The organism is Planomonospora sp. ID91781, from assembly GCF_015711595.1.
GTDB lineage: Bacteria > Actinomycetota > Actinomycetes > Streptosporangiales > Streptosporangiaceae > Planomonospora > Planomonospora parontospora.
Window position 1 is genome coordinate 553,048 of record NZ_JABTEY010000003.1, and the last position, 26,692, is coordinate 579,739.

Below are 26,692 nucleotides of genomic sequence, written 5' to 3' on the forward strand. Positions count from 1 at the left end.
CGCGCGGAGCGGATTCAGCCGACGGACCGGTAGCGGCCGCGGAGCCGGACGAGCGGGGCGGCCGCCGCGTCGACGTAGGCGACGCCCAGGACCCGGGCGACGTAGAGGGTGTGGTCCCCGGCGGGGACGACCTGGGTCGTCTCGGCCTCCAGGGCGGTCACGCCCTTCTCCACGACGAGCGCCTCGCTCAGCGGGCCCCGGTGGTGCGGGGTGCCCGCGAGCAGGAGCCGGGCTCCGGGGCGGCCGGCGGCGGCGAACCTGCTGGCGACGGCCTTCTGCTCCGCCGAGAGCACGCTGGCGGCCCAGCGGTCGCGGCGGAGCAGCAGCTCGTTGAGGTAGCCGCCGCTCGCCAGGCTGACCATGACCAGCGGCGGGTCGAGCGAGATCGAGGTGAGGGTGGTCACGGTCGTGCCCACGTCGTCGCGCCCGTCCCGGACGGTCACCACGGACACCGCCCCGGCGACCTGCGCCATGGCCTCGGTGAACTCGCCCATCACCACCCCCTCACGCCGACCACCCTAGGGTCAGACCAGGCCGTTCTGCGTCAGCCAGTCCTTGGCCACGACGGCGGCGTCGTCCTTGTCGACCGCGACGCGCTTCATCAGCGCGACCAGGCCGGCGGTGTCGAGCTTGGCGGAGACCGCGTCCAGCGTCGTGCGCACCGTGTCGTCCACGCCCGCCTTGTTGACCAGCGGCGCGATGTTCTCGGCGGCGAAGGCGCTCTTGGTGTCCTTGAGCGAGACCAGGTCGTTGAGGACGATCTTGGGGTCGGTGGTGAAGACGTTGCCCACCTGGACGGTGCCGTCCTTGATCGCGTCGGCGGTGGCGGCGCCGGTCTTCTTCCACTCCTTGAACTCCAGGCCGTAGACGTCCTTGAAGTTCTGCTCCTGGCGCGACTGGAACTCCGGCGGGCCGCCCACCGCGTAGCCCTTGGCGACCTTGGCCAGGTCCTCGATCGTGGCCAGGCCCTCCTTCTCCGCGGTGGCCTTGGTGACGGTCAGCGAGTTGTTGTCCTCGGCCGCGGCGGGCTGGAGGATCTCCAGCTCGGCGGGGAGCTTCTCCTTGAGCGCGGCGACGACGTCGTCCTTGGTCCTGGCGGTGCTGCTCTTGTCGACGTAGGCCAGGAGCGAGCCGACGTACTCCGGCAGGACGGTCAGGCCGCCGCCCTTGACCTGGTCGTAGAGGACCTCGCGGCTGCCGATGTTGAGCTTCTTCTCGACCTGCACGCCCTTGGCCTCCAGGGCCTGGGCGTAGATCTCGGCCAACAGGACGTTCTCCGGGAAGTTGGCCGAACCGACGACGACCTTCCCTCCCGGGGCGGATGCGGACCCGGAGTCCGCCGGGGCGGGCGACGCGCTGGTGAGCGGGTCGCCGCCCCCGCACGCGCTGAGCGTGAACGCCGCGGACAGGACGACGACCGCGGTACGGATCAGGCGCTTCATCGAAATTCCCTTCTGAAGCGGGAGGAAAACAGGAGATTATCGGATGCCCGGCCGGCGGCTCACCCCCGGTGACACCGAGACCCGTGACAGGATCGCGAACAGCCCCTGGACCGCCAGCGCGAGCCCCGCCACGAGGACGGCCCCGCCGACGGCGCGCGGGTAGTCCTGGGTCGCCAGGCCGTCGATGACGTAGCGGCCGAGACCGCCTAGACCCACGTAGGCGGCGACCGTCGCGGTCGCCACCACCTGGATGGCGGCCGTGCGCAGGCCGAGCAGGATCAGCGGGAGCGCCACCGGCACCAGCACCCCGAACAGCACCTGGCGGCCGCGCAGGCCCATGCCGTAGGCGGCGTCGCGCAGCTCGGGGTCCACCCCCCGCACGCCCTCGTAGGCGTTGACCAGGATGGGCGGTACGGCCAGCGCCACCAGCGGGATCAGCACCGGGACGATCGTGCCGACCCCCATCAGGAGCACGATCAGCACGAGCAGGCCCAGCGTCGGCAGGGCCCGGGCCGCGTTGGCGCTCAGCACCACCAGCAGTGCGCCCCGGCCGGTGTGCCCGATCCACAGCCCCAGCGGCACCGCGACGGCCATGGCCAGCAGCAGAGAGAGCCCGGCGAACTCCAGGTGCTCCAGCAACCGGGCCGGGACGCCGTCCGCGCCGGTCCAGTTGGCGGGGTTCCCGAGGAACTCGATCAGCCAGTTCACGCCCGCCCCCTCGTCCGGGACCCGGCCCACGGCGTCAGCAGGCGCTGCGCGCCGACCAGCAGCAGGTCGGCGATGCCGGCCAGGAGCACGATCAGCACGATGCCCACGATGATCGGGGTGGGGAACTGCCGCTGCCAGCCGTCGATGAACAGGTAGCCGAGCCCGCCCCTGCCGACCAGCGCGCCCACGCTCACCAGGCTGACGCTGGAGACCGTCGCCACCCGCAGCCCGGCGAGCACGACCGGCACCGCGATCGGCAGCTCGACCTGCAGCAGCCGCCGCAGCGGGGTGAAGCCCATGGCCGTCGCGGACTGGCGGACATGGTCGGGGACCGCGGCCAGCCCGTCCACCACGGCCGGGACCAGCACCGCCATCGCGTAGAAGGTGAGCGGGACCATGACGGTCAGCCGGGTGGCCAGGCCCGTGATCGGGATCAGCACGATGAAGACCGCGAGCGAGGGCAGCGAGTAGACCACGTTCATCACGCCGACGGTGGGCTGGTAGAGCCGGCGCCAGCGCACTCCCGCCAGCCCGAGCGGGAGCGCCAGGAGCAGCCCGGCGAGCACCGGGACCAGCGCCATGACGGCGTTGTCCACCAGCAGTTCCCGGAGCACGGGCAGGTTGCGCCCGATCCAGTCCCAGCGGACCAGCGGCTCCTCACCCACGGGCGTCCCCCGTCGCCCGCGCCAGCGCGGCGTCCAGCGCCTCGCGGGTCACCACCCCTTCGACCCGGCCGGACTCGTCCACCGCGATCGCGTGGCCCGAGGGGGACAGCAGCGCCGCGTCCAGCACGGAGCGCAACGGGTCGCGGCCCCTGACGAACGTCCCGTACGGCTCCGGCCGCAGGTCGGCCGGGGTGCCGGAGTCCGGCAGGCTCCGCGGGGCGATCCAGCCCAGCGGCCTGCCGTCGTCGTCCACCAGGGCCAGCCAGGGCTCGGCCGTACCGCGCGCCGAGGCGGCCGCCGAGACCGGGACGGTCAGATCGGTGCGGAGCGGCAGGTCCCCGCTCGGGACGAACGAGAGCAGGCGGATGCCCCTGTCGCGACCGAGGAACTCGCGGACGAAGTCGTCGGCGGGCTCGGCCAGCAGCCGCGCCGGGGCGTCGAGCTGGGCCAGCCGCCCGCCGACGCGGAGCACGGCCACCCGGTCGCCGAGCTTGATCGCCTCGTCGATGTCGTGGGTCACGAACACGATCGTCTTGCGCAGCTCGGCCTGCAGGCGCAGCAGCTCGTCCTGCAGGCTCGCGCGCACGACCGGGTCCACGGCGCTGAACGGCTCGTCCATCAGCAGCACCGGCGGGTCCGCCGCCAGCGCCCTGGCCACCCCGACGCGCTGCTGCTGGCCTCCGGAGAGCTGGAACGGGTAGCGGTCGGCCAGCGCGGCGTCGAGCCCGACCCGCTCCAGCAGCTCCATGGCCCGCGCCCGGGCCCGGCGCCGCTCCCAGCCGAGCAGGCGGGGCACCGTGGCCACGTTGTCGACCACCTTCCGGTGCGGGAAGAGCCCGGCCTGCTGGATGACGTAGCCGATGCCGCGCCGCAGGGTCGGCGGGTCGATGGTCGTCACGTCCACACCGTCGAGCAGGACCCGCCCGCCGGTCGGGTCGACCATCCTGTTGATCATGCGGAGCGACGTGGTCTTCCCGCACCCGGACGGGCCCACGAACACGGTGATCTCCCCCGTGGGGACCTCCAGCCCGAGGTCGTCCACCGCGACGGTCCCTCCGGCGTACCGCTTGGTGACACCGTCAAATGTGATCATGTCCAACCCCTGGTCTCCGGCAGGGGCACGGCCCCCCTGCCGCAACCGCCCCCATGATCCCTCGCGGAACAGCCTATGGTGCTCCCTTCCGGTCTGTCCCGCTACCTCCCGCTCTTTCAGCGGACCCGCAGGTCTTCGACATCAAATAGGTATCCAATAGTGCGAAGAACCTCGATGACTTGGCATCATTGCCCATATCGTGGGCACTCAGACCACCCACGTCACACATGCCACAGGCCCCGCCCCCACCACACCCCCGCCCGCACCCTTCAGGAACCGGTCCCGCCGTGACCCAACCGCTCCTCGGCCGGCGATCGCTCAGCGACTCGATCGGCGAGCTCTACGATCTCCACGCCTCCGGTCTGTTCGCCTACTGCCACGACCAGCTCGGCGATCCCGACGCCGCCTCCGCCGCCGTCCTGTCCGTCCTGTCCGGCGTGCCCGCCGAGCGGCGGCCCCCGCGCGCCGGGCTGTACGCCATGGCCCGCGGTGAGATCCAGCGGCGCGACGTCGTGCACGCGCCACCCTCCGCCGGCGCCGATCCGGTGGCCGTCTTCGTCCGGCGGGTCCTGCTGGACCTCCGGCCGCACCAGCGCGAGGTGCTGTACCTGTCCGGCGTGTGCGGGATGGACACCGCGGAGCTCTCCTGGGTGCTCGACGTGGCGGCGGACACCGCCGACGAGCTGACCGTGAGCGCCTGCCGCCGTTTCGCCCAGTCCCTGGCCCTGGCCCTGCCCTCGGCACGGCCGCCGGCCCACCTGGCCGGCGTCTTCGCCCTCCTCGGGACCGCCCAGATCCGCGACGTGCTCGCCCGCGCCCCGTGGGCCTCCCCTCCCCGGGGACTGCGCGCCGCCGTGCTTGCCGCCGCGCCCGGCACGGCCCTCGGCACCGCACCGGGTACGGCTCCCGCCGCCCGGGCCTCCTCCCTTCCGGTCAGGAGGCTCTGGCCGACCACCCCCGCCTGGCCGCTGCCGCTCACCGAGCCGCACGCGCTGACCAGCACCCGCCTGTTCCTCCCGCCGGACCCGGAGGCCGTCTCCGCCCACGAGGCGACCACCGAGCCGATGCCCAGGCTGCGCGGCTCGGTCCTGACGGCCCTCGACACGAGCCACGAGACGGCCCGCGACGGCGCCCCCGGCACGACCCCCGCCCCCGATACGGCCTTCGCCCCCGGCACGTCCCCAGCCTCCGACCCGCATCTCGCCTCCGATCCGCCCCTCCGGACGCCCCGTCCCCGGCCGCGACGTCCGAGGCCGCGGCAGGCGACGCCACCGCTGTCCGCCCCGGTCCCCGGCGACGTGCTCGACCCTCCTCCGGCGGCGGACGGCCCCGCCCCGGGGCAGGACCTGTTCCGCCCCCTCACTCCGGAGGCCCGGGCGGCCCTGGCCTACACCGACAAGCTGGTCGCCTCGGCCCCGCTCAGGGCCCGGCCGGAGATCCCGGCGGCGGCCTCCGCCGGGACCCGCGCCCCGGCTTCCACCGGGACTCCGGCCGGGCCCCCGGACCGTGCCGGGTGGGAGGAGCCGACCCGTCCCCTGCCCGGCTGGCCTCTGCCCGCGGACCAGCTGGGCGGCCTCGCGCCTCCTCTGGGAACGCCCCGCACCGGTCATGGCGCGGACGGCGATCCCGCCGGCCCCGTGTTCGCCGCCCCCGCCCGCACCGCTCCCGCTGAGCCGGACCGTCCCGTTCGGCCGGACGACCGGACCGGGCCCCTCGACGCCCCGGAGGTCCGCGAGCCCGGCCGGCGGGCCCGGTCCGCGCCCGCGCCGACCGGGAGCCGCCGCAGGCGCAGGCAGGCCGGGCACGGCGAGCGCCACCACGACTGGGTCTGGGAAGTGGTCGGCTTCATCATCTGCGTCGCGATCGCGATGCTCGTCTTCTTCGCCGTCCCGACCATCGTCACCCCGTAGGGCGCGGCCGGTCCCGTCGTCCTGCGCGGCGTGATCGGCCGCCGCCGTCCCGTAGGTCGCGCGGTCGGCTCCGTCACCCCGCGCGGCGCGGCCGGTCCCGTCACCCCGCGCGGCGCGGTCCCTCGCCGTGCGCCGCGGGCTCCTGCTCCTCGCCGACGGCGGGGCGCAGGGTCCTGAGTGTGCGGCAGGCGAGGTCGAGCTCCTCCCGCAGCGGCCGCAGCGTCTCCACGGTGGCCGAGAGCTCTCCCGACCTGCCCTGCGCCTCCAGCCGGGCGCACAGCTCAGCCAGGGCGGTCGCGCCCATGTTGACGGCGGAGCCCTTCAGGCTGTGCGCCCGCTTCTCCACGTCCCCGGCGTGGCCCCGGGTGACGGCCTCCTCCAGCTCCTCCAGGGCGCCCGGGGCCTTGGCGACGAAGGAGGTCGCCAGGTAGTCGACCATCTCCCAGTCGTCCTCCCCCGCGTCCGGCCCGGCCAGCTCGTCGAGGCGCTCCCTGATGGAGTCCTCGCGCGACGGCCGCCCGGACCCCTCCGAGGACGGCTCGGACTCCTGCGCGGGTCCACCGGCCTCCTCCCGAGGCGGCCCGGGTTCCTGCACGGGTCCACCGGGCTCCTCCGAGGACGGCTCGGACTCCTGCGCGGGTCCGCCGGCCTCCTCCGGGGAGGCCGGGACACCGGATGCGCCCACCTCCGGGACGCCGGACTTGTCGGCCTCCGGGACGGGCGCCGCACCGGCAGGCGGCGCCGTACCGGGCCCCGCCGCAGCGGCCGGGGCGGGCCGTCCCTCGTCGAGGCCGGACCGCGCGGGCCGCAGCGGTTCGAGGAGCTCGCCCAGTTCGTGCGCGCGCACCGGTTTGGCCAGGTAGTCGTCCATGCCCGCGTTCCGGCAGGCCTCCTGGTCCTCGCCGAGCACGCTGGCCGTCAGCGCCACGATGTACGGCCGGGTCCCCGGCTGCTCCGCGCGGATCCGCCTGGTCGCCTCCAGCCCGTCCATGTTCGGCATGTGCATGTCCATGAGGATCACGTCGTAGGAGGCGTGCCGTACCGCCTCCACCGCCTGTGCGCCGTCGTCGACCGTGTCGACCCGGTGGCCGAGCCTGGCCAGCATGAGCTGGGCGACCTTCTGGTTGACCGGGTTGTCCTCGGCGAGGAGCACGTCGAGGACGCCCTTCCCGGCGGCCCCTCCCGGCTCGGCTCCCTCCGTGCGCTCACCGGCCGTCTCCGCCTCGGAGACCGCGGCCCCCCTGCGGGCTATCGCGCCCGCCATCTTCTCCCGCAGCACGGCGCTGCGGGCGGGCTTGGTGAGCACCGCGTCGAACAGTTCCTTCTGTTCGAGCCTGGCCCGCCAGTGCACGCTCGTCAGCAGCACCAGCGGCAGGTCCCGGCCGACGGGGAGATCGCGCAGGACACCGGCCAGTTGCTCCCCGCTCATCTCCGGCATGTGCATGTCCAGGACGGCGACGTCGTAGGAGTGGCCGCCGGTCACCAGGTCCACCGCCTCGCCCGGGGTGCCGACGTCGGTGCACTCCATGCCCCAGCCCGCGAGCTGCAGCCGCAGGACGCGCCGGTTCGTCGCGTTGTCGTCCACGACGAGCGCGGACTTGCCGGTGAGCGCCACGGCGGCGGGCGTGGGCGTGGACGCCGGGCACTCGGGGCAGCCGGCCAGCACCGCGGTCAGCGTGAAGGTGGAGCCGACGCCGACCTCGCTCTCGACGTCCAGGTCCCCGCCCATGGCCCGGGCGAGCCGCCGGCTGATCGCCAGGCCGAGTCCCGTGCCCCCGTAGACCCGGGTGGTCGAGGAGTCCACCTGGCTGAACGAGCGGAACAGCCGGTCCATGCGCTCGGCCGGGATGCCGATCCCGGTGTCCCTGACCGCCACCCGGAGCCGGATCGGGCCGTCGTCCTGTTCCGAGAGCCGCTGCCCGTCCGCGGTGACGACGATCTCCCCCTGGTCGGTGAACTTCACCGCGTTGCTGAGCAGGTTGACGATCACCTGCCGGAGCCGCGTCACGTCGCCGCGCAGCACCCTCGGGCAGTCCGGGGCGACGTCCCCGACCAGTTCGAGGCCCTTGCTCTCGGCGGCGAGGGCCATCAGGGAGAGCGTGCCCTCCACGCACTCCCGCACGTCGAACGGCTCGTCGTCGAGGTCGAGCTGCCCGGCCTCGATCTTGGAGTAGTCCAGGATGTCGTTGATCACGGAGAGCAGGGCCTCACCGCTGTTGCGCACGGTGTCGGCGAGCTCCCGCTGGTCGGTGTCGAGGTCGGTCTCCAGCAGCAGGTCCGTCATCCCGATGACGGCGTTCATGGGGGTGCGGATCTCGTGGCTCATGGTGGCCAGGAACGAGGCCTTGGCCGCCGCGGCGGCGAGCGCCTCGTCCCGCGCCCGGGCGATGACCTGCACCGAGCCGTTGACGGCCGCGGCCATCTCCGCCAGCTCCACCGGCTCGGTCACCTGCGCGGGCCGGGTCACGTCACCGTCCGCGACCCGCCTGGCCGCGGCCGCCACCTCCTCGACGGAGGCGGTCACCTTGCGCGTCGCCCACCGCGCGGCGACGGCGACCAGCAGGGCCGCGAGCAGCGAGCCCCACAGGATGACGTTCCGGGTGTCGGCCGCGCTCTCGGCCCGGCTGCGCTGCTGCGCCTCCAGCAGGCTCTCCTCCCGCTCCTTCAGCTGGTTCAGCAGCGTCTCGGCCTGGATCATGCTCCACACGCCGCGGTCGGTCAGCACGACGTCGCGGGCGGCCTCGAAGCCCCGCTCGCGGCGGAGGCGGATCGTCTCGTCGAGCTCGCCGAGCTTCTCGCGCACCGGCTGCTGGAGCCTGGTGAGGGTCTCCTGCTCGCGGGGGTCGTCCCCGGTCACCCGGCGCAGGGCCGCGAGGTCCTCCTCGATCCCGGTGAGCGCCTGCCGGTACGGGTGCAGATAGCGGTCCTGACCGGTGATGACGTAGCCGCGCTGGCCCCGCTCCGCGTCCTTGAGCCGGTCGCGGAGGTCCTCGATCCGGTCGATGGTCCGCTGGGTGTGCTCGATCGCCCCCCGCTCCTCCAGCTGGGTGCCGATGCGCATGTAGGAACTGATCCCGATGACCGCGAAGGCGACGAACGCGAGGACGTAGCCGACCGCGAGCAGCCCGCCCACCGTCCAGCCGCTCCTGCGCCGTCGCCTGCCCGGATCGGGGGTCTGCCGTTCGGATGAGGTTGAGGGCGCGCCTGTCGCCATGTTCTCGTCCTCTTCTCCACAGTGGACATAAATAGCCGTTTATTCTATATGTCCGCTTTTTCGAAGAGGATGTACCGCCTGCCGGCTCAGCGGGGCGGTCTCGGCAGGCCCAGCCCGAGCATGGCGATCAACTCGCGCTGCACCTCGTTCACCCCGCCGCCGAAGGTCAGCACGAGCGCGCCCTTGGCCAGGTGGTCGAGCCGCTCGGCGAACTCCGCCGTCTCCGGGTCCGCCAGGTCCCCGAAGCGGGCCAGGACGTCCCCGAGGAGCCGGCCGGCCTCCTGCATCGCCTCCGAGGCGTAGACCTTGGTGGCGGAGGCGTCCGGAGCGCCCAGCCAGCCGCGGTCCATGCCCGCCGCGACCTGCCAGTTGAGCAGCTCGTTGGTGCGGAAGAGCACGTGGAGGCGGCCGAGCGCGCGGCGCACCGCGGGCTCGCCGTCCAGGCCCGCGCCCCGCGCCCAGTCCAGGAACCGGTCGCGCAGGCGGCCGAGGTTGCCGGCCGGGCCGAGCGTGACCCGCTCGTGGTTGAGCTGGTCGACGATCAGGTCCCAGCCCCGGTTCACCTCCCCCACCACCATGTCCACCGGCACGCGCACCCCCGAGTAGTAGGTGGCGTTGGTGTGGTGCCGCCCGTCCATGGTGATGATCGGCGTCCAGGAGAAGCCGGGGTCGGCGCAGTCGACGATCATCATCGTGATGCCGCGGTGCCGCTTCGCCGCCGGGTCGGTCCGGGCGGCCAGCCAGATGTGGTCCGCGTGGTGGGCGCCCGAGGTGAACGTCTTCTGCCCGTCCACCACGTAGTGGTCGCCGTCCAGGACCGCGGTGGTGCGCAGGGACGCCAGGTCGGTGCCCGCCTCGGGCTCGCTGTAGCCGATCGCGAAGTGGCACTCCCCGGCCAGGATGCGCGGGAGGAAGAAGTCCTTCTGCGCGGGCGTGCCGTGCTGCATGAGGGTCGGGCCGACGGTCTGCACGGTGATGAGCGGGTAGGGCACCTCGGCGCGCGCGATCTCGTTGGCGAAGATCTGCTGCTCCAGCGGGCCGTACCCGCCGCCGCCGTACTCCTTCGGCCAGCCGAGGCCGAGCCTGCCGTCGCGGCCGAGGCGCCGGCAGTGCTCCATGTAGGCGTCGCCGAACGGGTCGGCGGCGATCTTCGCCCGCTCCTCGGCGGTCAGGCAGCCCTGGAAGTACTCGCGCAGCTCGTCGCGGAGCCGCTTCTGCTCCGCGGTCAGGTCGATCATCATCCGGCGAGCGCTCCGATCTCGTCGAGCCGGGCCTCCGCCCCGCCCAGCAGGTGGGCCTGGTGCCTGGCCCAGGCGAAGTGGCGGTGCAGCGGGTAGGTCACGTCCAGCCCGATCCCGCCGTGCAGGTGCTGGCAGGTGTACAGGGCCTTCAGCCCGGCGTCGGCCGCGGTGAACGCGCCCACCGCCAGGTCGGCCTCGGCCTCCTCGGGCGGCCCCTCCGCCAGCCGCCAGACCGCCGACCAGAGGGCCACGTCCAGGGCCCTGCCCGCGATGTAGACGTCGGCGATCTGCACGGTCACCGCCTGGAACTCGGCCAGCGCCCGGCCGAACTGCCTGCGCGTCCCGATGTAGCCGGTGGTCAGCGCCAGGGCTCCGGCCAGCACGCCGGAGGCGGTGGCCACGGCCCCCGCGGTGGCCAGGCGCCGCAGGCCCCGCAGCGCCTCCCCGCCTCCGCCCCCGTCCGGGCCGACCGGCTCGGCGGGGGCGCCGTCCAGCACCAGCACGGCTCCCGGCTCCCCGGACGGCAGGGGTACGGCCCGCAGCTCCGCCGCCCCGGGTCCGACCATGAACAGCCCGGCCCCGCCGTCCAGCGTGGCCGGGACCAGCACCCGGTCCGCCTGGGCGGCGTAGGGCACGGCGCCGGTGCGGCCGTCGAGCACCCAGCCGCCTCCCGGGGTCCGCCGGGCCGTGACGGCACCGGGACTGCCGGCGGTCTCCGCGGTCCCGGAAGCGGTCTCCGCGCTCCCGGAAGCGGTTTCCACGGTCCCGGGACCGCTGCGGGCGCCGCGCGGGCTGGCGGGCCCGCGCGGCGCCGCGCTCAGCACCAGCCCGCCCTCGGCCAGCGGGGCCAGCGCCCGGCGCTGCGCGGCCGAGCCGTACCCGGCGACGGTCATCGCGGCGACCAGGCTCTGCTGGACGGGGACGGGGGCGACGTGGGCGCCGACCTCGCGCAGGATCACGGCCAGCTCCACCGGCCCGAGCCCGGCGCCGCCCGCCTCCTCGGGGAGGACCGCGCCGAGCAGCCCGGCCCGGGCGAGGGCGCGCCACAGACCCGCGTCGTACGGCTCGCCGCTCCGTTCGTGCGCGTCGAGCCGGGCCGGGGCCGCCTCCCGTCCGAGCAGCCCCGCCGCCAGCCCGCGCAGCTCTTCCTGCGCCTCGTCAAGGGTGAAGTCCACTGGCGCCTCCCGGCGGTGGTGCCCGAATCGCTCGACCAGAAATTAGAACAGATTCCAATAACTGTCCATAGTGCCCACTCGCAACATCGCACAGAATGCCGCCGCGAGACATACCGCATGGAGGATCCAGGAGATTTGTGACTGGCGGGTAACTCATCGGAAGAGGAGGGAATCAGATAACGTGTTCTCATGCGTACTCCGCATACGACCATCGAGGCGTCGGTCACCCCGCGCCTCACCGGCACGTCCGCCCCGAGCACCGCCGGATCCGTCACGAGCAAGGGGGCAGGCGTGCACGGCGAACCCTCGTCCACCGGCGTCCGCACGAGGAGCCAGCACCAGCGGCGCAAGCGCATCATCCAGGCCGCCGCGGCCCTCGCCTCGCGCGGCGGCGTCGAGGCCATGCAGATGCGCACCGTCGCCGAGCGCGCGGGTGTCGCGCTGGGCACGCTCTACCGCTACTTCCCCTCGAAGATGGATCTGGTCGTCGCCGTCGTGGGCGAGGAGATCGACCTCCTCGAGAGCAGCATCGAGCGCCGGCCGCCCAGCGCCTCGGCCCCGGCGGGCCGTGCGGTCGACGTGCTGATGCGGGCCACCCGCGGCCTCATGCGCGAGCCCGAGCTCGCCGACGCGCTCATCCGCTCGCTGATCATGACCGAGGTGGAGACCCCCTTCGGGGACCGCATGGCGGGCCTGCTCGTCCGCGTCGCGGGAGAGGGAGCCGGCGCGGACGGCGCGACCGAGGAGCAGGTGGCCCTGGCGGGGTCGCTGGCGAGCGTCTGGGTCCACGAGCTGCTGGAGATGCTGCGCGGGCGGCGGACGTACGAGCAGATCCAGTGGCGCATCGAGATCGCCGCCGTCCGCCTGTTCGCCGACTTCCCGGACGTCTCCTCCGCCTGAGGCCGTAAAACGCCGCGGAACGCTCCGGAGAACCGCGCGAACGGCGTTCCGGATGGCGCGCGGCCGCCTCCGGACGCCCTCGCGCTCCGGCCCCTAAACTCCTGGGCATCCGATGTACCGGCGAGTCTGGGACGGTGAGGCGTGGCGGTCACCGACGCCGCGATCGACAAGATCAAGCAGATGATCCTCTCAGGCGAGCTCACCCCGGGCAGCCGCCTGCCGAAGGAGGCCGTTCTCGCCGAACGGCTCGGCCTGTCCCGCAACTCCCTGCGCGAGGCGGTCCGCGCGCTGGCCCTGATCAACGTGCTGGACGTGCGTCAGGGCGACGGCACCTACGTGACCAGCCTGGAACCGGGGCTGCTGCTGGACGCCGTGTCCTTCGTGGTGGACTTCCACCAGGACGACACCGTGCTGCAGTTCTTCCAGGTCCGGCGGATCCTGGAACCGGCCGCCACCGCCATGGCCGCGGCCCGGATGGACGAGGCCGGGGTGGCCGAGCTGCGCGGGATCCTCGCCTCGCTGCCCGGCGACCCGAGCGTCGAGCAGCTCGTCGCCAACGACCTGGAGTTCCACCGGCGCATCGCGGCGGGCTCCGGGAACGCGGTGCTCTGCTCCCTGATCGAGAGCCTGTCCGGCCCGACCACCCGGGCGCGCGTCTGGCGGGGGCTCACCCAGGAGGGGGCCCTGGCCAGGACCCGCGAGCAGCACGCCGCGATCTGCGAGGCCATCGCCTCCCGCCGGCCGGAGGTCGCCCGCGCCTGGGCCACCGTGCACATCGCCGATGTCGAGGAGTGGCTCCGCGGCGCCCTCGCCTGATCCCGGCGGAGCGGACGGCACCCCGGGCCTCGTCACCCGGTCCGGCGGAGAGGGCACCACCCCCGGACCCCGCTCACCAGACGGGAAGGGACGGCCCCGGCCTTCCTGCTCAGCCGACGAGGCCCTCGGCGGCGAGGTCGGTCCAGAGGGCCTCGGGGACGGGTGCGGCGGCCAGGGCCGCGTTGCGGGTGACCTCGGCGGCCGAGCGGGCCCCGGCGACCACGGAGACGACCGCCGGATGGCGGAGCGGGAAGGCCAGCGCCGCCTGGGGCAGGGTGACGCCGTGGCGTTCGCAGACCCGGGCGATCCGGCGGGCGCGCGCCAGCAGCGGCCCGGGGGCGGGGGCGTAGTCGTAGGTGCCGGAGGCGCCGTGGGTGGCCAGCAGGCCGCTGTTGAACACCCCCGCCGCGAGCACGCGGACCCCGCGCTCCGCGCAGAGCGGGAGCAGCCCGCGCGTGCCCGACTGGTCGAGCAGCGTGTGGCGCCCCGCCAGCATCACCACGTCCATGTCCGTCTCCCGGACGAACCGGGCGAGCATCTCCCACTGGTTCATGCCGGCCCCGATCGCCCCGACGACGCCCTGGTCGCGCAGCTCGGCCAGGGCCGGGTACGCCTCGGAGACGGCCTGCTCCCAGTGGTCGTCCGGGTCGTGGATCAGCACGATGTCGACCCGGTCGAGACCGAGCCGCCCCAGGCTCTCGTCCATCGACCGGCGCACCCCGTCGCGGGAGTAGTCGCGCACCCGGCGCAGGTCCGCGGGGACGTCGAAGCCCTCCGCGTCCCGGGAGCCTCCTGCCTCCGACGGCACGAGCAGGCGGCCCACCTTGGTGGAGAGCGTGTAGGAGTCGCGGGGGCGGTCCGCCAGGGCCGCGCCGAGCCGCCGCTCCGACAGGCCGAGCCCGTAGTGCGGCGCGGTGTCGAACAACCGGATCCCGGCCTCGTAGGCGGCGTCGACCGCCGCCCGCGCCGTCTCGTCGTCCACCGCGGTGAACAGGTTGCCGATGGGGCCGGCGCCGAAGCCGTACCTGCCGATGTCCGCGCTGACGCCCATCATGTGCTCCGTTCCGCGGGAGATGCCCGGGTACGGCTCCCGCCGCCCGGCGGGAGCCTAGCCGATCGCGGTTCCGGTACCCCGGCCGGCGGATAAGGCGGCGCCGTACGGGTAGTGCGGCGTCACGCGCCCGGACGAGTCCGGGACGGGACAACCACCGGTCCCGCCCTTGACTCTCCCCCCGACCCGTAATAGAACACGTTTCAGAAACGTGATCGATCAGTGATCCCCGGATGCACCGCCGGTCGGGGCGCGGCCGGACCGCGTCCCGGTGCCGCGCGGACACCGGGGAAGCCGCCCGTACGGCCCGCATGGGAGAGCAGATGGACATCAACGTCATCGACCAGGACTTCTACGCGAAGCACGGGCCTCCCCACGAGCAGTTCGCCTGGCTGCGCGCCAACGACCCCGTCCACTGGCACCCCGACCCCGACGGCCCCGGCTTCTGGGCGGTGACCCGGCACGCCGACGTGGTCCACGTCTCCCGCCGCTCCGACCTGTTCTCCTCCCACCGCAAGCTCGCGCTGATCAACGAGATGCCCGAGGAGGAGCGCGAGCTCCAGCGGATGATGATGCTCAACCAGGACCCCCCGGAGCACACCCGGCGGCGCTCCCTGGTCAACCGGGGTTTCACCCCGCGGGTCATCGGGCGGCTGGAGCAGCACATCCGCGACATCTGCCACGACCTGGTGGACGAGGCCAGGGGCCGCGGCCCGGTCGACTTCGTCCGGGACATCGCCGCCCCGCTCCCGCTCTACGTCATCTGCGAGCTGCTCGGCGCGCCCGTCGAGGACCGCGACAAGCTCTTCACCTGGTCCAACCAGATGATCGGCGCCGAGGACCCGGACTACGCGGCCGACCCGTCGCAGGGACGCGACGCGGCCTCGGAGGTCTACGCCTACGCCAACGCCCTGGCCGCCCAGCGGCGCGCGGAGCCTCGCGACGACATCATCACCAAGCTCCTGCAGCCCGCCGAGGACGGCGAGGCGCTCGACGAGAACGAGTTCGACCTGTTCGTGCTGCTCCTGGTGGTAGCGGGCAACGAGACGACCCGCAACGCGGCCTCCGGCGGCATGCTGGCGCTCTTCGAGCACCCCGAGCAGTGGTCCCGCCTGGTGTCCGAGCCGGCGCTGGCGCCCGCCGCGGCCGACGAGATCGTCCGCTGGGTCTCACCGGTCAACCTCTTCCGCCGCACGGCGACCGCCGACACGGTGATCGGGGACCGGCAGGTCCGCGAGAACGACAAGGTCGTGGTCTTCTACGGCTCGGCCAACCGCGACGAGTCCGTGTTCGACTCCCCCGGCGTCTTCGACATCGGCCGCGACCCCAACCCGCACATCGGGTTCGGCGGCGGAGGGGCCCACTTCTGCCTCGGCAACCACCTCGCCAAGCTGGAGCTCCGGGTCCTGTTCGAGGTGCTGGCCGAGCGGCTGCCGAAGATCTCCCAGACCGGCCCGGCCCGGCGCCTGCGCTCCAACTTCATCAACGGCATCAAGGAGCTCCCGGTCGACCTCGGCTGACAGTGAGGATGCAGGGAAACGCCTCCCGGTGGAGCCCGGCTCATCGTCTGACCGACCATGGTGTCTTCAACCCGAGCCGCCTGCTCCGTCCGGGAGGCGCTCATCCGCACTCACCTGACGAGCAGGGACTCCGCCCTGTCGAGGCAGGCGTACGGCAGGCGGTGCAGGGCTTCGGCGGCCTCGGGGTCGGCGATGCCGGGCAGCGTGGCGACGGCGTCCGCCGCCAGATCTCGGCAGTGCGCGATCGTCTCCTCCGCCATGGAGCCCGCCCTGAGCCGGGTCAGGACGGTTCCGATCTCGTCCTCGGTCAGTCTCCGCCCCAGGAACGGACGCAGATCGGCGCAGTCCCCCCGCACGGCCGTGAGCAGCGGCAGGGTGTAGACGCCCTGCCGCAGGTCGTTGCCGGCGGGTTTGCCGAGCAGCTCCGCCGTGGAGCCCAGATCCAGCAGATCGTCCAGGATCTGGAACATCGTGCCGAACCGCTCGCCGTACTCCGCCAGGACCCGCCCGTCCGGGTGCGCGACCAGGCAGCTCGCCCGGAACAGGGAGGCCGTCTTGCGGCGGACGGAGCACAGGGCGCTCTCGGGGGTGCGGCCGGCGTCGAAGAGCTCGGCCGCCTCCTGGAACTGCCCCTCGGCCAGCTCGACGACGGTGGCGGCCAGCGTCTCGGCCACCGGCCTGGAGAGCGAGGAGAGCGCGGTCAGCGCGGCCCTGGCCAGCATGAAGTCGCCCACCACCAGCGCCCGGGCGTCGCCCAGCTCGGCGTTGAGGGTCCGCACGCCGCGGCGCTCGGCCGCCCCGTCCATCAGGTCGTCGTGGACCAGCGACCCCGCGTGGACGAGCTCCACGCACGCCGCGGCGGTCACCGTCCGCCTGTCGATCCGGCCGCCCAGCGCGAGCGCCGCCGCCAGGGTCAGCGCGGGCCGCAGCCGCTTGCCTCCGGCCCCGGTGATCCGGGTGACCGCGCGGCTGACGGACGGCAGCCGGGACGAGGCGCTCAGGCTCCGCAGGCGCCTCTCCACCCGCCGGAGCCCGGCGGAGACGGCCGGACCGGCGAGAACCTCCTCCGGGCCCGCGGGGCGCGTGACGTGGACGGGCATGGCGACCTCCTGGTGGCGGGACCCCTCCTGCGGGGATCACCCGCCACGCTGCCCGAACCCTCCTGAGGAGACGCTGAGCCCTGCTGAGCCGGAGCTGAGAACCGCTGAGACGACTCTCAGCGGGCTCGGCCGCCCCGACGGCTCCGCGGTTCGGACAGCTCGCACGCCTCGGCCGACGGCGATGCAGGTCGACCCCGGCTGAGCCCCGCCGGGCCGGCCTCCTGTATCGGCGGCGATGCCGTGGACGGAGGAGGGGATCCGTCCGAGAATGGGCCTGCGACAGGGCAGGCGGATGGGAACGCTCGCGCCCGCGCATGCCCTGCCCGTGGAACGGTGGAGAGAGGCGGTCCCGTGAGCGGGTATTCCAGGTGGCGGGAGAGCGGGCATCTGCAGCGAGCGATCAAGACCGCAGGCGGCCCCGAGCGGTTCGAGACCGAGGTACGGCGGTTGCGTGCGCGGACGCGGGACGCCTCTCCAGCGGGTCCTGACGCGGGATCACCGGCGGACGCGGGGGCGACTCCGGAACCGATCTCCCACCGGGAGGCGCTGACCGCGTTCGCCGAGGCGTTCACCGCGCTGGACGAGCTGGCCGCCTCCCTCGATGACACCGCGTTGACGGGGCCGAGCCGCTGCCGCGGCTGGGCGGTGTGCGACGTGCTCTGCCATCTGCACCTCGGTGTCCAGGACGTGCTCGTCGCCCTCGCCACTCCGACGGAGGCGGAGCCGGACGGCGACTTCGTCTCGGTGTGGCAGGACAGCGGCACCGACGAGGAGGCCGCGCTGGCGAACCTGCGTTTCGTCCGCCTGGTCGCCTCGGCGTACCGGAGGCCCGCATCGCTCGTCGCGCGCATGTCGCCCGCCGTACAGGCCGCGGTCCGGCAGGCCGGGGTCGTGCCGGAGGAGACCCGGGTCGAGCAGTACGGCCGGAGCATCGCCGTGGCGGATCTCCTCGCCCAGTGGGCGGTCGAGGCCGCGATCCACCATCTCGACATCACCGTCGGCCTCGACGGGACCCCGCCGCCCCCGGCATCGGCGCTGGCCGTCGTCCGGCGGACCTTCGACCACCTCGCCGGCGCTCCCGCCGGCGCCCTCTGGAGCGACGCCGACTACACCCTCAAGGGCGGCGGGCGCCTGCCGCTGACCGGAAACGAACGCGAGCGGCTCGGACCGGCGGCGGACCGCTTCCCGCTCGTCGGATGAGGACGGGCGGCAGCGTCGCGGCGGCACCGGGCCCGTCGCCGTGGGCGGGGTCCGGAGAGATCGTCATGGCCAGGAGGAGTCCTGGTCGGGGTCGCCGCCCTCGGACAGGAGTTTGACGTCGGCCTCGACCATCATGGCGACCAGTTCCTCGAAGGAGACCGACGGCTCCCAGCCGAGCTGGACGCGGGCCTTCTTCGGGTCGGCGCAGAGCAGGTCGACCTCGGCCGGGCGGTGCAGGGCCTGGTCGCAGACCACGTAGCGCTCCCAGTCGAGGCCCGCGGCGGAGAACGCCGCCTCGACGAGCTCTCGCACCGACTGGGTCCGCCCGGTGCCGATGACGTAGTCCTCGGGCGTCCCGGCCTGGAGCATCAGGTGCATCGCCCGGACGTAGTCGCCGGCGTAGCCCCAGTCGCGGCGGGCCTCCAGGTTGCCCAGGCGGAGCTCGGAGGCCAGGCCCAGCTTGATGCGGGCCACGCCGAGGGAGACCTTGCGGGTGACGAACTCGGCGCCGCGGCGCGGCGACTCGTGGTTGAACAGGATGCCGCTGACCGCGAACATCCCGTAGGACTCGCGGTAGTTCTGGGTCAGGAAGTGGCCGTAGGCCTTGGCCACGCCGTACGGCGAGCGGGGGTGGAACGGGGTGGTCTCCGCCTGCGGGGTCTCCCGGACCTGCCCGAACATCTCCGAGGACGACGCCTGGTAGAACCGGATCTGGCCGGAGCCGTTGACGGTCCGCGAGGAGGAGATCCCCGAGCAGACGCGGATGGCCTCCAGCATGCGCAGCACGCCCATGCCGGTGACCTCGGCGGTCAGCTCGGCCTGCTCCCAGGACATCGGCACGAACGAGATGGCGCCCAGGTTGTAGACCTCGTCGGGCTGGACCTTCTCCACCGCGGAGATGAGCGAGCCCTGGTCGAGCAGGTCGCCGCGGACCAGCTGGACGTCCTGCAGGAGCCTGCGCACCCGGGAGACGCGCGGGTTGGCCTGGCCCCGGACGAGCCCCCAGACCTCGTAGCCCTCGTCCAGCAGGCATTCGGCCAGGTAGGAACCGTCCTGCCCGGTGATGCCGGTGATCAGCGCGCGCCTGGCCAACGCGTCCTCCTTGCTCGTCGGGCGGGGCTTGCTCCCGGACCGGGTCCTACCCGGACAATGTGCCGTTGACTGGCGAATGTACCGCCCTGCCCTGCTATGGGCACCATACCGGGCGGCGTGTCACTAGAACCCGTTTCACCGAATTGCGATCGGTCGCGCCAACGTCGCAGCTCGTATGCCCCGAAAGTGACACTGAGCACAATTCCACATTAGAAGGGTGAGACCTACCGAATGGTAGGGTCCGAGGTCTAAGGTCATCTTTCACGGTACCTGTCCTCACCCGGACAGGGTGAGGAAGGGGTTGCCGTGCCAGGTGCGGACTCGCTGCGGATCGCTCTGCTGTCCTACCGGAGCAAGCCGACCTGCGGCGGCCAGGGGGTCTACCTGCGCCACCTCAGCCGTGAACTGGTCGCCCTCGGCCACCACGTCGAGGTCTTCTCCGGCCAGCCGTACCCCGAGCTCGACGAGGGGGTCGTCCTCAACAAGGTCCCCAGCCTCGACCTCTACCGCGACGAGGACCCGTTCCGCACCCCGGGGCTGCGCGAGTTCCGCGACTGGATCGACGTGCTCGAGGTCGCGACCATGTGGACCGCCGGATTCCCCGAGCCGCTGACCTTCACCCTGCGCGCCCGCCGCGAGCTGGCCAGGCGCGTCGGCGACTTCGACGTGGTCCAGGACAACCAGACCCTCGGCTACGGCCTGCTCGGCATCCAGAAGCTCTTCCCGGTGGTCGGCACCATCCACCACCCGATCAGCGTGGACCGGCGGATCGAGCTCAAGGCCGCCCCGCTGCGCAAGCAGTTCTCGATGCGGCGCTGGTACGGCTTCGTGCGCATGCAGGCCAAGGTCGCCCCGCAGCTGAACCCGATCCTGACCGTCAGCGAGTCCTCCCTCGCCGACATCCACCGCGACTTCAACGTCCCGCAGGCCAACATGCGGCTCATCCCGCTGGGCGTGGACACCCGCTACTTCCACCCGCGCCCGGAGATGCCCAAGCGTCCCGGCTCGATCGTCGCGGTGGCCAGCGCCGACTCGCCGATGAAGGGCGTGGCGACGCTGCTGCGCGCGGTGGCCAAGCTCGCCACCGAGCGCGACGTGAACCTGACCGTGGTGAGCAGGCCGACCCCGGGCGGCCCGACCGAGAAGCTGGTGGCCGAGCTCTCCCTGGCCGACCGGGTCCGGTTCGTGCACGGCATCTCCGACACCGAGCTGGGCGAGCTGATCGCCACCTCGGAGATCGCGGTCGTCCCCTCGCTCTACGAGGGCTTCTCGCTCCCGGCCGTCGAGCACATGGCCTGCGGGACCCCGCTCGTCGCCTCGCGGACCGGCGCGCTGCCGGAGGTCGTCGGCGACGCCGCGGTGCAGGTCGCCCCCGGCGACCCCGAGGAGCTGGCCGCCGCGCTGCGCCGCCTGCACGACTCCCCCGAGGAGCGGGCCGAGGTCGGCCGGCGCGGCTACGAGCGCGCCATGGAGCGCTACACCTGGAAGGTCGTCGCGCAGCGGACCGTGGAGGCCTACCGCGAGGCCATCCAGGCCCACCCCGCGACCCGCACGACCTGATCGACCCCCTTTCCCAGCTGGATCTCTGCAAGGAGCGGCAAGTGCTGACTGTCGACTTCGGCCGGTTGCCCGTCGGGCCCGGGACCCGAGTCCTCGATCTCGGCTGCGGCGGCGGGCGGCACGCCTTCGAGGTGCTGCGCCGGGGCGCCGACGTGGTGGCGTTCGACATGGACGCCGAGGAGCTGAAGGGCGTGGCGACCATGTTCGCCGCGATGGAGCAGGCCGGCGAGGTGCCCGACGAGGCGACCGCCGAGACGGTGACCGGCGACGCGCTGGACATGCCGTTCGAGGACGCCAGCTTCGACCGGGTGATCGCCGCCGAGGTCCTGGAGCACATCCCCGACGACATGGCGGCGATGCGGGAGATCTTCCGGGTGCTCAAGCCGGGCGGCCTGGCCGCGGTCACGGTGCCGAGCTTCCTGCCCGAGCGGATCTGCTGGGCGCTGGACGAGGACTACCACACCGCCCCCGGCGGGCACGTGCGGATCTACACGCTCGCCGAGCTCGGCGCGAAGCTCAAGGCCACCGGGTTCGTCATCGGCCCGCACCACCACGCCCACGGCCTGCACGCGCCGTACTGGTGGATCAAGTGCGCCGTCGGCGTGAACAACGACGACCACCCGCTGGCCAAGGCGTACCACGAGATCCTCGTCTGGGACATCATGAAGCGCCCGGCCGCCACCCGCATCGCCGAGGCGCTGCTCAACCCGCTCATCGGCAAGAGCGTCGTGCTCTACGTCCGGAAGCCCGCCTGAGCCGTGGACCGGCAGCGGGTCGCGCAGACCGCGGGCAGCATCGCGGCCGTGCAGGAGGACGACGGCGGCGTCCCCTGGCCCGAGGGCCACGTGGACGCCTGGAACCACGTCGAGTGCCTGATGGCGATGAGCGTGGCCGGATTGGCCGAGCCGGTCCGCAGGGGCTACGACTGGCTGGTCCGCACCCAGCGGGCCGACGGGTCCTGGCCGATGAAGCTGGTCGGGGGCAGGGCCGTCGAGCACGGCGGGGAGTCCAACCACGCGGCCTACGTCGCGGTCGGCGTCTGGCACGAGCTGCTGGTCACCGGCGACGAGGGCTTCGCCCGTGAGATGTGGCCCGTCGTGCGCTCCGCCCTCGACTTCACGGTCGGCCTGCAGACCACCCGGGGCGAGATCGTCTGGGAGCGGGCCGCGGACGGCCGGGCGGCCTCCTATGCCCTGCTGACCGGCTGCGCCTCCATCCACCAGGGCCTGCGCTGCGGCGTGCTGCTCGGCGAGCACCTGGGCGACCCGCAGCCCGACTGGGAGCTCGCGGCCGACCAGCTCGGCCACGTGCTGGCCGCTCATCCCGAGGCGTTCGCCGACAAGAGCCGCTTCTCGATGGACTGGTACTACCCGATCCTCGGCGGCGCCCTGCGCGGCCCGGCGGCCCACGCCCGCCTGGCCGAGGAGTGGGACACGTTCGTCGAGCCGGGCCTGGGCATCCGCTGCGTCTCCGACCAGCCCTGGGTGACCGGTGCGGAGACGTGCGAGCTGGTGCTGGCGCTGGACGCGCTGGGCGACCGGGACCGGGCCGAGAAGCTCTTCACCGACATGCAGCACCTGCGGCACGAGGACGGGTCCTACTGGACCGGCTGGCAGTTCGTGAACGAGAAGTGGTTCCCGCACGAGCGCTCGGCCTACACCGCGGCCGCCGTCGTGCTCGCCGCCGACGCGCTGTACGGCCTCACCCCCGCGTCGGGCCTCTTCCGCGACGCGGGCGCCTACGCGACGGACCGCCCCACCGCGGCCTGCGGCTGCAGCCACGCCCGCTCCCCCGGCTGACCCGGCGGGGCCCGGGAGCCGTGCCGCCGCCCCCGCCCTGCCGAGGGACTCCCCCTCGGCCCGTCAACCGACGCCGGAGCCCGTCAGCCGACGCCACGGCCCGTCAACCGACACCGCGGCCCGTCAACCGATGCCGGGGCCGATCCGCTCCAGCACCCGGAGCGAGCCCTCCCGCCGGACCTCCTTGAACGCCCCGGAGGCCAGCGCCCTCTGGTGGACGCGGTACGGCGCCTGCCCGCCGTCGGCCGGGTCGGGGTAGATGTCGTGGAAGACCAGCGCGCCGCCCGGCACCACGTGCGGGGCCCAGCCCTCGTAGTCCTTGGTCACCGGCTCCTCGGAGTGGCCGCCGTCGATGAACAGCATCCCCAGCGGGGTGTTCCACAGCTCGGCGACCCGCTCGGAGCGGCCGACGATCGCGATGACCTCCTCCTCCAGCCCGGCCGCGGCGATCGTGCAGCGGAAGGTGGGCAGGGAGTCCATCTTGCCGAAGCGGGGGTCGACCAGCGTGGGGTCGTGGTGGGCCCAGCCCGGCTGGATCTCCTCCGAGCCCCGGTGGTGGTCCACGGTCAGGACGACGGAGCCGGACAGGCGGGCGCCCGCGCCGAGGTAGACGGCGGACTTCCCGCAGTAGGTGCCGATCTCGCAGATCGGCCCGCGCGAGCCGTACTCGGCGGCGGTCTCGAACAGGGCGATCCCCTCGGTCCGGGGCATGAACCCCTTGGCGCGGTGGGCGGCCTGCAGCAGGTCCGCGGGCATGCTCGGCGGCGTGCCGGGACGCGGGTCCGCGGGCAGGTCGGAGGGCCCGGTGGCGTTGCTCATCCGAGCAGCCTACCCACGCCGAACAACATTCGGAACGGCTCTTGCCGGGCCTTGTGGAACATGTTCTACTTTGCACCGTGAATCAGCGCGCGCGCATAGCGATGTCCGACGACGAGGTCACCGCCTTCATCGCGGAGTCGCGGAAGCTCCAGCTCGGCACGATCAACCCGGACGGCACGCCCCACATGGTCACCATGTTCTACGGGCTGGACGAGGGGAGGATCGCCTTCTGGACCTACGGCAAGGCCCAGAAGACCCGCAACATCCAGCGGGACGCCCGGGTGAGCTGCCTGATCGAGGCCGGGGACGACTACGCCGAGCTGCGCGGAGTCCTGGTGTACGGCGTCGCGCGCACGATCGGCGACCCGGAGGGCGTGCTGCGCGTCGGCATGGGCGTGACCCGGCGGATGGCCGGGATGCCGGACTCCGAGGAGCTCGTCTCCGAGTACGTCGCCCACACCGGCCGGAAAAGGGTCGCGTTCGTCGTCGAGCCCACCCGGGTGGTCTCCTGGGACCACCGTAAGCTCGGCACGCCGATCCAGTCCGGTTGAGGAGGTTCACGCTCATGAAGATCAAAGTCGACTATCTGGTCTGCGAGGCCAACGCCGTCTGCATGGGACTCGCCCCGGAGGTCTTCGACGTCGACGACGACGACCAGCTGCACGTGCTGCTGCCTGAGCCGCCGCCGGAGATGATGGACCGCGTCCGGCACGCCGTGCGGTCCTGCCCCAAAGCCGCCCTCTCCCTCGAGGAGACCCCCGAGGAGAAGGCATAACCCAGGACCCAGGACCCAGGAGGACCTCTCATGCGCGGTGCGCTGCTCCACGCCGTCGGCGACGACAAGCTCGACATCCGCGACGACTTCACCCTGACCCCGGTGGGCCCGGCGGACGTCCGGATCAAGGTCAGGGCCACCGGCGTCTGCCACTCCGACCTGTCGGTGCTGAGCGGCGTGCTGCCGATGCCGCTCCCGGTCATCCCCGGGCACGAGGGCGCGGGCGAGGTCGTCGAGGTCGGCGACCACGTGACCACCGTCCAGCCCGGCGACCACGTCATCGTCAACTGGACCCCGGCCTGCGGCACCTGCTCCAACTGCCTGGTCAACCAGCCGTTCCTGTGCATGACCTACGTCATGGACAGCTTCGTCAACGCCCGCTTCCGCTACGGCGGCGACACCCCGGCGTTCGGCATGGCCGGCTGCGGCACCTGGTGCGAGGAGATCGTCGTGCCCTGGCAGGGCGCGGTCAAGGTCGACCCGGACGTGCCCTTCGAGGTCGCGGCGCTGATCGGCTGCGGCGTCACCACCGGCGTCGGCGCTGCGCTCAACACCGCCAGGGTCCGCGCGGGCTCGACCGTGGCCGTGGTCGGCTGCGGCGGGATCGGCCTGTCGATCATCCAGGGCGCCCGGATCTCCGGGGCGACCACGATCCTGGCGATCGACCCGCTGGAGTCCAAGCACGAGCTGGCCGAGAAGGTCGGCGCCACCCACGCGGTCACGCCCGACCAGCTGATGGACGCGATCGGCACGCTGACCGGGGGCCGGGGATTCGACTACGGTTTCGAGGCCGTCGGCAAGTCCGCCGCGATCATGACCGCCTGGCAGGCGACCCGCCGCGGCGGCGACATGATCGTCGTCGGCGCGGGCGCGATGGACGACACCGTCCCGCTGAGCGCCTTCAGCCTGCTGTTCGAGGGCAAGAACATCCTCAGCTCGATGTACGGGGGCTCGGACGTCCGCCGGGACTTCCCGTTCCTCGCCGGGCTGTACAAGGCCGGCAAGCTCGACCTGGAGAGCATGATCAGCTCCCGGATCAGGCTCGCCGACCTCAACGACGCCGTCGCGGCCCTGCGCGGCGGCGAGGTCCTGCGCCAGGTCGTCGTCCTGGACTGACGGTGAGGACGCAGGGGAACGCCTCCCGGGAGAGCTTGGTTCTTGGCCTGACCGGCCACGGTGTCCTCGACCCGATGCGCCGGCCCGTCCGGGAGGCGCTCGTCCGCACCCACCGGACGCGGCACGTGACCCATAGGCGCCCGGCCGGAGGCCCCGTCACCGTCCTGTCCGGATCGCCCGGCCGCGATCCGGCCGGGCGGGCCCCTCAGTCCCGCCGGTCCCGCTGGTCCCGCCAGTCGCGCGGCGCCCGGCCGTAGGCCCGGCGGAAGGCCCGGCTGAACGAGGTGGCGTCCGTGAAGCCCCAGCGGGCGGCGATCTCCCCCACCCCCTCGCCGCGGGGCCCCGCGGCGGCCAGCTCCCGGCGGCAGTGGTCCAGACGGCGGGCGCGCACGTGCGCGGTCACCGTGCCGCCCGCCGCCTGGAAGATCCGGTGGAGCTGGCGGACCGAGACGTGATGGGCCTGCGCGATGACGGCCGGGGACAGATCGGGGCGGTGCAGGTTCCGCTCGATCCAGTCCACGATCCGCGCGTACGCCTCGGCGTGCGCGCCGTCGGGCGGCGGCGCGCCGTCGAGCCGCTCGCACAGCGCCCCGGTCACCACGTTGACCAGGGCCTCGCCGAAGTGCACGCCGTACGGGCCCTCCGCCGGACCGCCGTGGACCGCCAGCGCGCTCAGGAAGGAGACCGCCAGGCTCCCCGGGCCCTCCCTGCTGCCCAGCAGCGTGCCCGCCAGTTCCGCCACCCGCGCGGGCGGCAGCGGGATCACGGACCGGGGGATGGTCAGGGCCAGCAGGTGGTGGTCCTGGAGCGCGAACCTGATCGGGCGGGCCAGGTCGTAGAGCACCAGGTCTCCGGAGCCGACCTCGACGTGCCTGCCCGCCTGCTCGACCACCCCCGAACCGCGCAGCAGCAGGGACAGCTTGTAGTGCTCCATGCCGTCCCGCAGGCCGTGCCGCGCGGCGCGGCTCACCACGTGGGCGGGCGCGCGCACGTCGCTGACCTGGACCGGGCCCAGGGTACGGCCCACGATCCGGCCCGCGAACCCCTCCCGGTCGTCGGTCCGCAGCTCCAGCGGGCCGAAGGCCCGTGACACGACGTCCCGCCAGAACGCGGCCTGCTCCCGGGCCGGCGTGCCGGCCGTGCTGACGAAGGTGGGCATGGCCTCTCCCCGGTCTCGTGGGCTCTCCGAGCGTCCCGCTGAGCCTTCCGGTGCCGCCCGGTCGCGGCCCGCCCAGCCTCTCCCCCCGAGCCGGGCGCCGGAAATCCCATCCGTGTCCCCGTCACGGGTTATGGACGACCGGCTGCGCCCTCCCCGCCGGGGCGCGGGAGGAGGGCCGTGGAAGGAGGACCGCGGGAGGAGGGCCGCGGCGGCTCGGCGCTCCGTGCCAACACCTCGGCACGCGCCGCCACGTCCGCGGCGGGTGCGGTGGATATACACGTCAGGGACGGGCCGCCGCGGCCTCCGGAGCGGCCCCCGTCCCCCGACCCCTCCCCCG

Annotated in this window: 24 protein-coding genes; 11 read left to right on the forward strand and 13 right to left on the reverse strand. The window is 73.3% G+C overall.

Features of this window, described 5'->3' with window-relative positions; translation table 11 throughout:
- Window positions 1-14: 14 nt before the first annotated feature.
- The 5 genes from HS048_RS32760 to HS048_RS32780 are packed head-to-tail and all read right to left on the reverse strand — an operon-like array spanning window position 15 to window position 3,908.
- Window positions 15-494: a flavin reductase family protein gene (locus HS048_RS32760; RefSeq protein ID WP_068897689.1), complete on the reverse strand. Its 480-nt coding sequence runs from the start codon at window positions 492-494 to the stop codon at window positions 15-17.
- A 30-nt stretch (window positions 495-524) separates the two neighbouring features.
- Window positions 525-1,442 carry an ABC transporter substrate-binding protein gene (locus tag HS048_RS32765; protein ID WP_068897690.1) on the reverse strand — a complete coding sequence of 306 codons (918 nt, stop codon included), beginning with the start codon at window positions 1,440-1,442 and terminating at the stop codon, window positions 525-527.
- 36 nt (window positions 1,443-1,478) lie between these two features.
- Window positions 1,479-2,150, reverse strand: coding sequence for an ABC transporter permease (locus HS048_RS32770; RefSeq protein WP_068897818.1), 672 nt, complete (start codon window positions 2,148-2,150; stop codon window positions 1,479-1,481).
- Window positions 2,147-2,815, reverse strand: a complete 669-nt coding sequence (locus HS048_RS32775) for an ABC transporter permease (protein ID WP_196469814.1) — start codon at window positions 2,813-2,815, stop codon at window positions 2,147-2,149. The genes HS048_RS32770 and HS048_RS32775 overlap by 4 nt, the downstream gene beginning before the upstream one ends.
- Window positions 2,808-3,908 carry an ABC transporter ATP-binding protein gene (locus tag HS048_RS32780; RefSeq protein ID WP_196469815.1) on the reverse strand — a complete coding sequence of 367 codons (1,101 nt, stop codon included), beginning with the start codon at window positions 3,906-3,908 and terminating at the stop codon, window positions 2,808-2,810. The genes HS048_RS32775 and HS048_RS32780 overlap by 8 nt, the downstream gene beginning before the upstream one ends.
- 287 nt (window positions 3,909-4,195) lie before the next feature.
- Between HS048_RS32780 and HS048_RS32785 the strand changes: the two genes are divergently transcribed.
- The gene (locus tag HS048_RS32785) at window positions 4,196-5,818 is read left to right on the forward strand and encodes a hypothetical protein (protein WP_196469816.1); all 1,623 of its coding nucleotides are present in this window, start codon (window positions 4,196-4,198) and stop codon (window positions 5,816-5,818) included.
- A 100-nt stretch (window positions 5,819-5,918) separates the two neighbouring features.
- On the opposite strand, the gene HS048_RS32790 is transcribed toward HS048_RS32785, so the two are convergent.
- From HS048_RS32790 to HS048_RS32800, 3 genes are all read right to left on the reverse strand, one after another.
- Window positions 5,919-9,032 (reverse strand): response regulator, encoded by a 3,114-nt coding sequence (locus HS048_RS32790; protein ID WP_196469817.1) that lies wholly within the window; start codon window positions 9,030-9,032, stop codon window positions 5,919-5,921.
- Between the two features lie 86 nt (window positions 9,033-9,118).
- Window positions 9,119-10,273 carry an acyl-CoA dehydrogenase family protein gene (locus HS048_RS32795; RefSeq protein ID WP_068897695.1) on the reverse strand — a complete coding sequence of 385 codons (1,155 nt, stop codon included), beginning with the start codon at window positions 10,271-10,273 and terminating at the stop codon, window positions 9,119-9,121.
- Complete coding sequence (locus tag HS048_RS32800) at window positions 10,270-11,448, reverse strand: acyl-CoA dehydrogenase family protein (RefSeq protein WP_068897696.1); 1,179 nt, start codon at window positions 11,446-11,448, stop codon at window positions 10,270-10,272. Before HS048_RS32800 ends, HS048_RS32795 begins: the two co-directional genes overlap by 4 nt.
- A 189-nt stretch (window positions 11,449-11,637) precedes the next feature.
- On the opposite strand from HS048_RS32800, the gene HS048_RS32805 reads away from it, so the two are divergent.
- On the forward strand, window positions 11,638-12,348 hold the full coding sequence (locus HS048_RS32805; protein ID WP_084008399.1) for a TetR family transcriptional regulator: 711 nt from the start codon (window positions 11,638-11,640) through the stop codon (window positions 12,346-12,348).
- A 141-nt stretch (window positions 12,349-12,489) separates the two neighbouring features.
- On the forward strand, window positions 12,490-13,164 hold the full coding sequence (locus tag HS048_RS39010) for a FadR/GntR family transcriptional regulator (RefSeq protein ID WP_068897697.1): 675 nt from the start codon (window positions 12,490-12,492) through the stop codon (window positions 13,162-13,164).
- Between the two features lie 109 nt (window positions 13,165-13,273).
- Here the strand turns inward: HS048_RS39010 and HS048_RS32815 are convergent, their stop codons facing one another.
- On the reverse strand, window positions 13,274-14,215 hold the full coding sequence (locus HS048_RS32815; protein ID WP_196469818.1) for an aldo/keto reductase: 942 nt from the start codon (window positions 14,213-14,215) through the stop codon (window positions 13,274-13,276).
- Between the two features lie 323 nt (window positions 14,216-14,538).
- Here HS048_RS32815 and HS048_RS32820 point away from each other — a divergent pair, with 323 nt between their 5' ends.
- Window positions 14,539-15,735, forward strand: coding sequence for a cytochrome P450 (locus tag HS048_RS32820; RefSeq protein ID WP_068897699.1), 1,197 nt, complete (start codon window positions 14,539-14,541; stop codon window positions 15,733-15,735).
- 110 nt (window positions 15,736-15,845) lie between these two features.
- Here HS048_RS32820 and HS048_RS32825 read toward each other — a convergent pair whose 3' ends face one another.
- Window positions 15,846-16,835: a polyprenyl synthetase family protein gene (locus HS048_RS32825; RefSeq protein WP_196469819.1), complete on the reverse strand. Its 990-nt coding sequence runs from the start codon at window positions 16,833-16,835 to the stop codon at window positions 15,846-15,848.
- Window positions 16,836-17,186: 351 nt separating this feature from the next.
- Between HS048_RS32825 and HS048_RS32830 the strand changes: the two genes are divergently transcribed.
- Entirely contained in the window at window positions 17,187-18,035 is an 849-nt protein-coding gene (locus HS048_RS32830; protein ID WP_196469820.1) for a maleylpyruvate isomerase N-terminal domain-containing protein, read from the forward strand.
- Between the two features lie 63 nt (window positions 18,036-18,098).
- On the opposite strand, the gene HS048_RS32835 is transcribed toward HS048_RS32830, so the two are convergent.
- Window positions 18,099-19,127, reverse strand: coding sequence for a GDP-mannose 4,6-dehydratase (locus HS048_RS32835; RefSeq protein ID WP_068897701.1), 1,029 nt, complete (start codon window positions 19,125-19,127; stop codon window positions 18,099-18,101).
- A 306-nt stretch (window positions 19,128-19,433) separates the two neighbouring features.
- On the opposite strand from HS048_RS32835, the gene HS048_RS32840 reads away from it, so the two are divergent.
- From HS048_RS32840 to HS048_RS32850, 3 genes are read left to right on the forward strand one after another with little or no spacing between them, the layout of a single operon-like run.
- Complete coding sequence (locus HS048_RS32840; RefSeq protein ID WP_196469821.1) at window positions 19,434-20,687, forward strand: glycosyltransferase family 4 protein; 1,254 nt, start codon at window positions 19,434-19,436, stop codon at window positions 20,685-20,687.
- A gap of 41 nt (window positions 20,688-20,728) precedes the next feature.
- A complete protein-coding gene (locus tag HS048_RS32845; RefSeq protein ID WP_068897703.1) occupies window positions 20,729-21,442 on the forward strand; it encodes a class I SAM-dependent methyltransferase in 714 nt (237 codons plus the stop codon).
- Between the two features lie 3 nt (window positions 21,443-21,445).
- Window positions 21,446-22,486 carry a prenyltransferase gene (locus HS048_RS32850; RefSeq protein ID WP_068897704.1) on the forward strand — a complete coding sequence of 347 codons (1,041 nt, stop codon included), beginning with the start codon at window positions 21,446-21,448 and terminating at the stop codon, window positions 22,484-22,486.
- Between the two features lie 123 nt (window positions 22,487-22,609).
- Here the strand turns inward: HS048_RS32850 and HS048_RS32855 are convergent, their stop codons facing one another.
- Window positions 22,610-23,242, reverse strand: a complete 633-nt coding sequence (locus HS048_RS32855) for a class I SAM-dependent methyltransferase (RefSeq protein WP_196469932.1) — start codon at window positions 23,240-23,242, stop codon at window positions 22,610-22,612.
- Window positions 23,243-23,382: 140 nt separating this feature from the next.
- On the opposite strand from HS048_RS32855, the gene HS048_RS32860 reads away from it, so the two are divergent.
- Genes HS048_RS32860 through HS048_RS32870 form a run of 3 tightly spaced genes read left to right on the forward strand, consistent with a single transcriptional unit; the run spans window position 23,383 to window position 25,196 of the window.
- Window positions 23,383-23,856, forward strand: coding sequence for a pyridoxamine 5'-phosphate oxidase family protein (locus HS048_RS32860; RefSeq protein WP_068897706.1), 474 nt, complete (start codon window positions 23,383-23,385; stop codon window positions 23,854-23,856).
- 14 nt (window positions 23,857-23,870) lie between these two features.
- Complete coding sequence (locus HS048_RS32865; protein ID WP_068897707.1) at window positions 23,871-24,080, forward strand: ferredoxin; 210 nt, start codon at window positions 23,871-23,873, stop codon at window positions 24,078-24,080.
- 30 nt (window positions 24,081-24,110) lie between these two features.
- Window positions 24,111-25,196, forward strand: a complete 1,086-nt coding sequence (locus HS048_RS32870) for a Zn-dependent alcohol dehydrogenase (RefSeq protein ID WP_068897708.1) — start codon at window positions 24,111-24,113, stop codon at window positions 25,194-25,196.
- Between the two features lie 205 nt (window positions 25,197-25,401).
- Here the strand turns inward: HS048_RS32870 and HS048_RS32875 are convergent, their stop codons facing one another.
- A complete protein-coding gene (locus tag HS048_RS32875; RefSeq protein WP_068897709.1) occupies window positions 25,402-26,355 on the reverse strand; it encodes a helix-turn-helix domain-containing protein in 954 nt (317 codons plus the stop codon).
- Window positions 26,356-26,692: the final 337 nt, after the last annotated feature.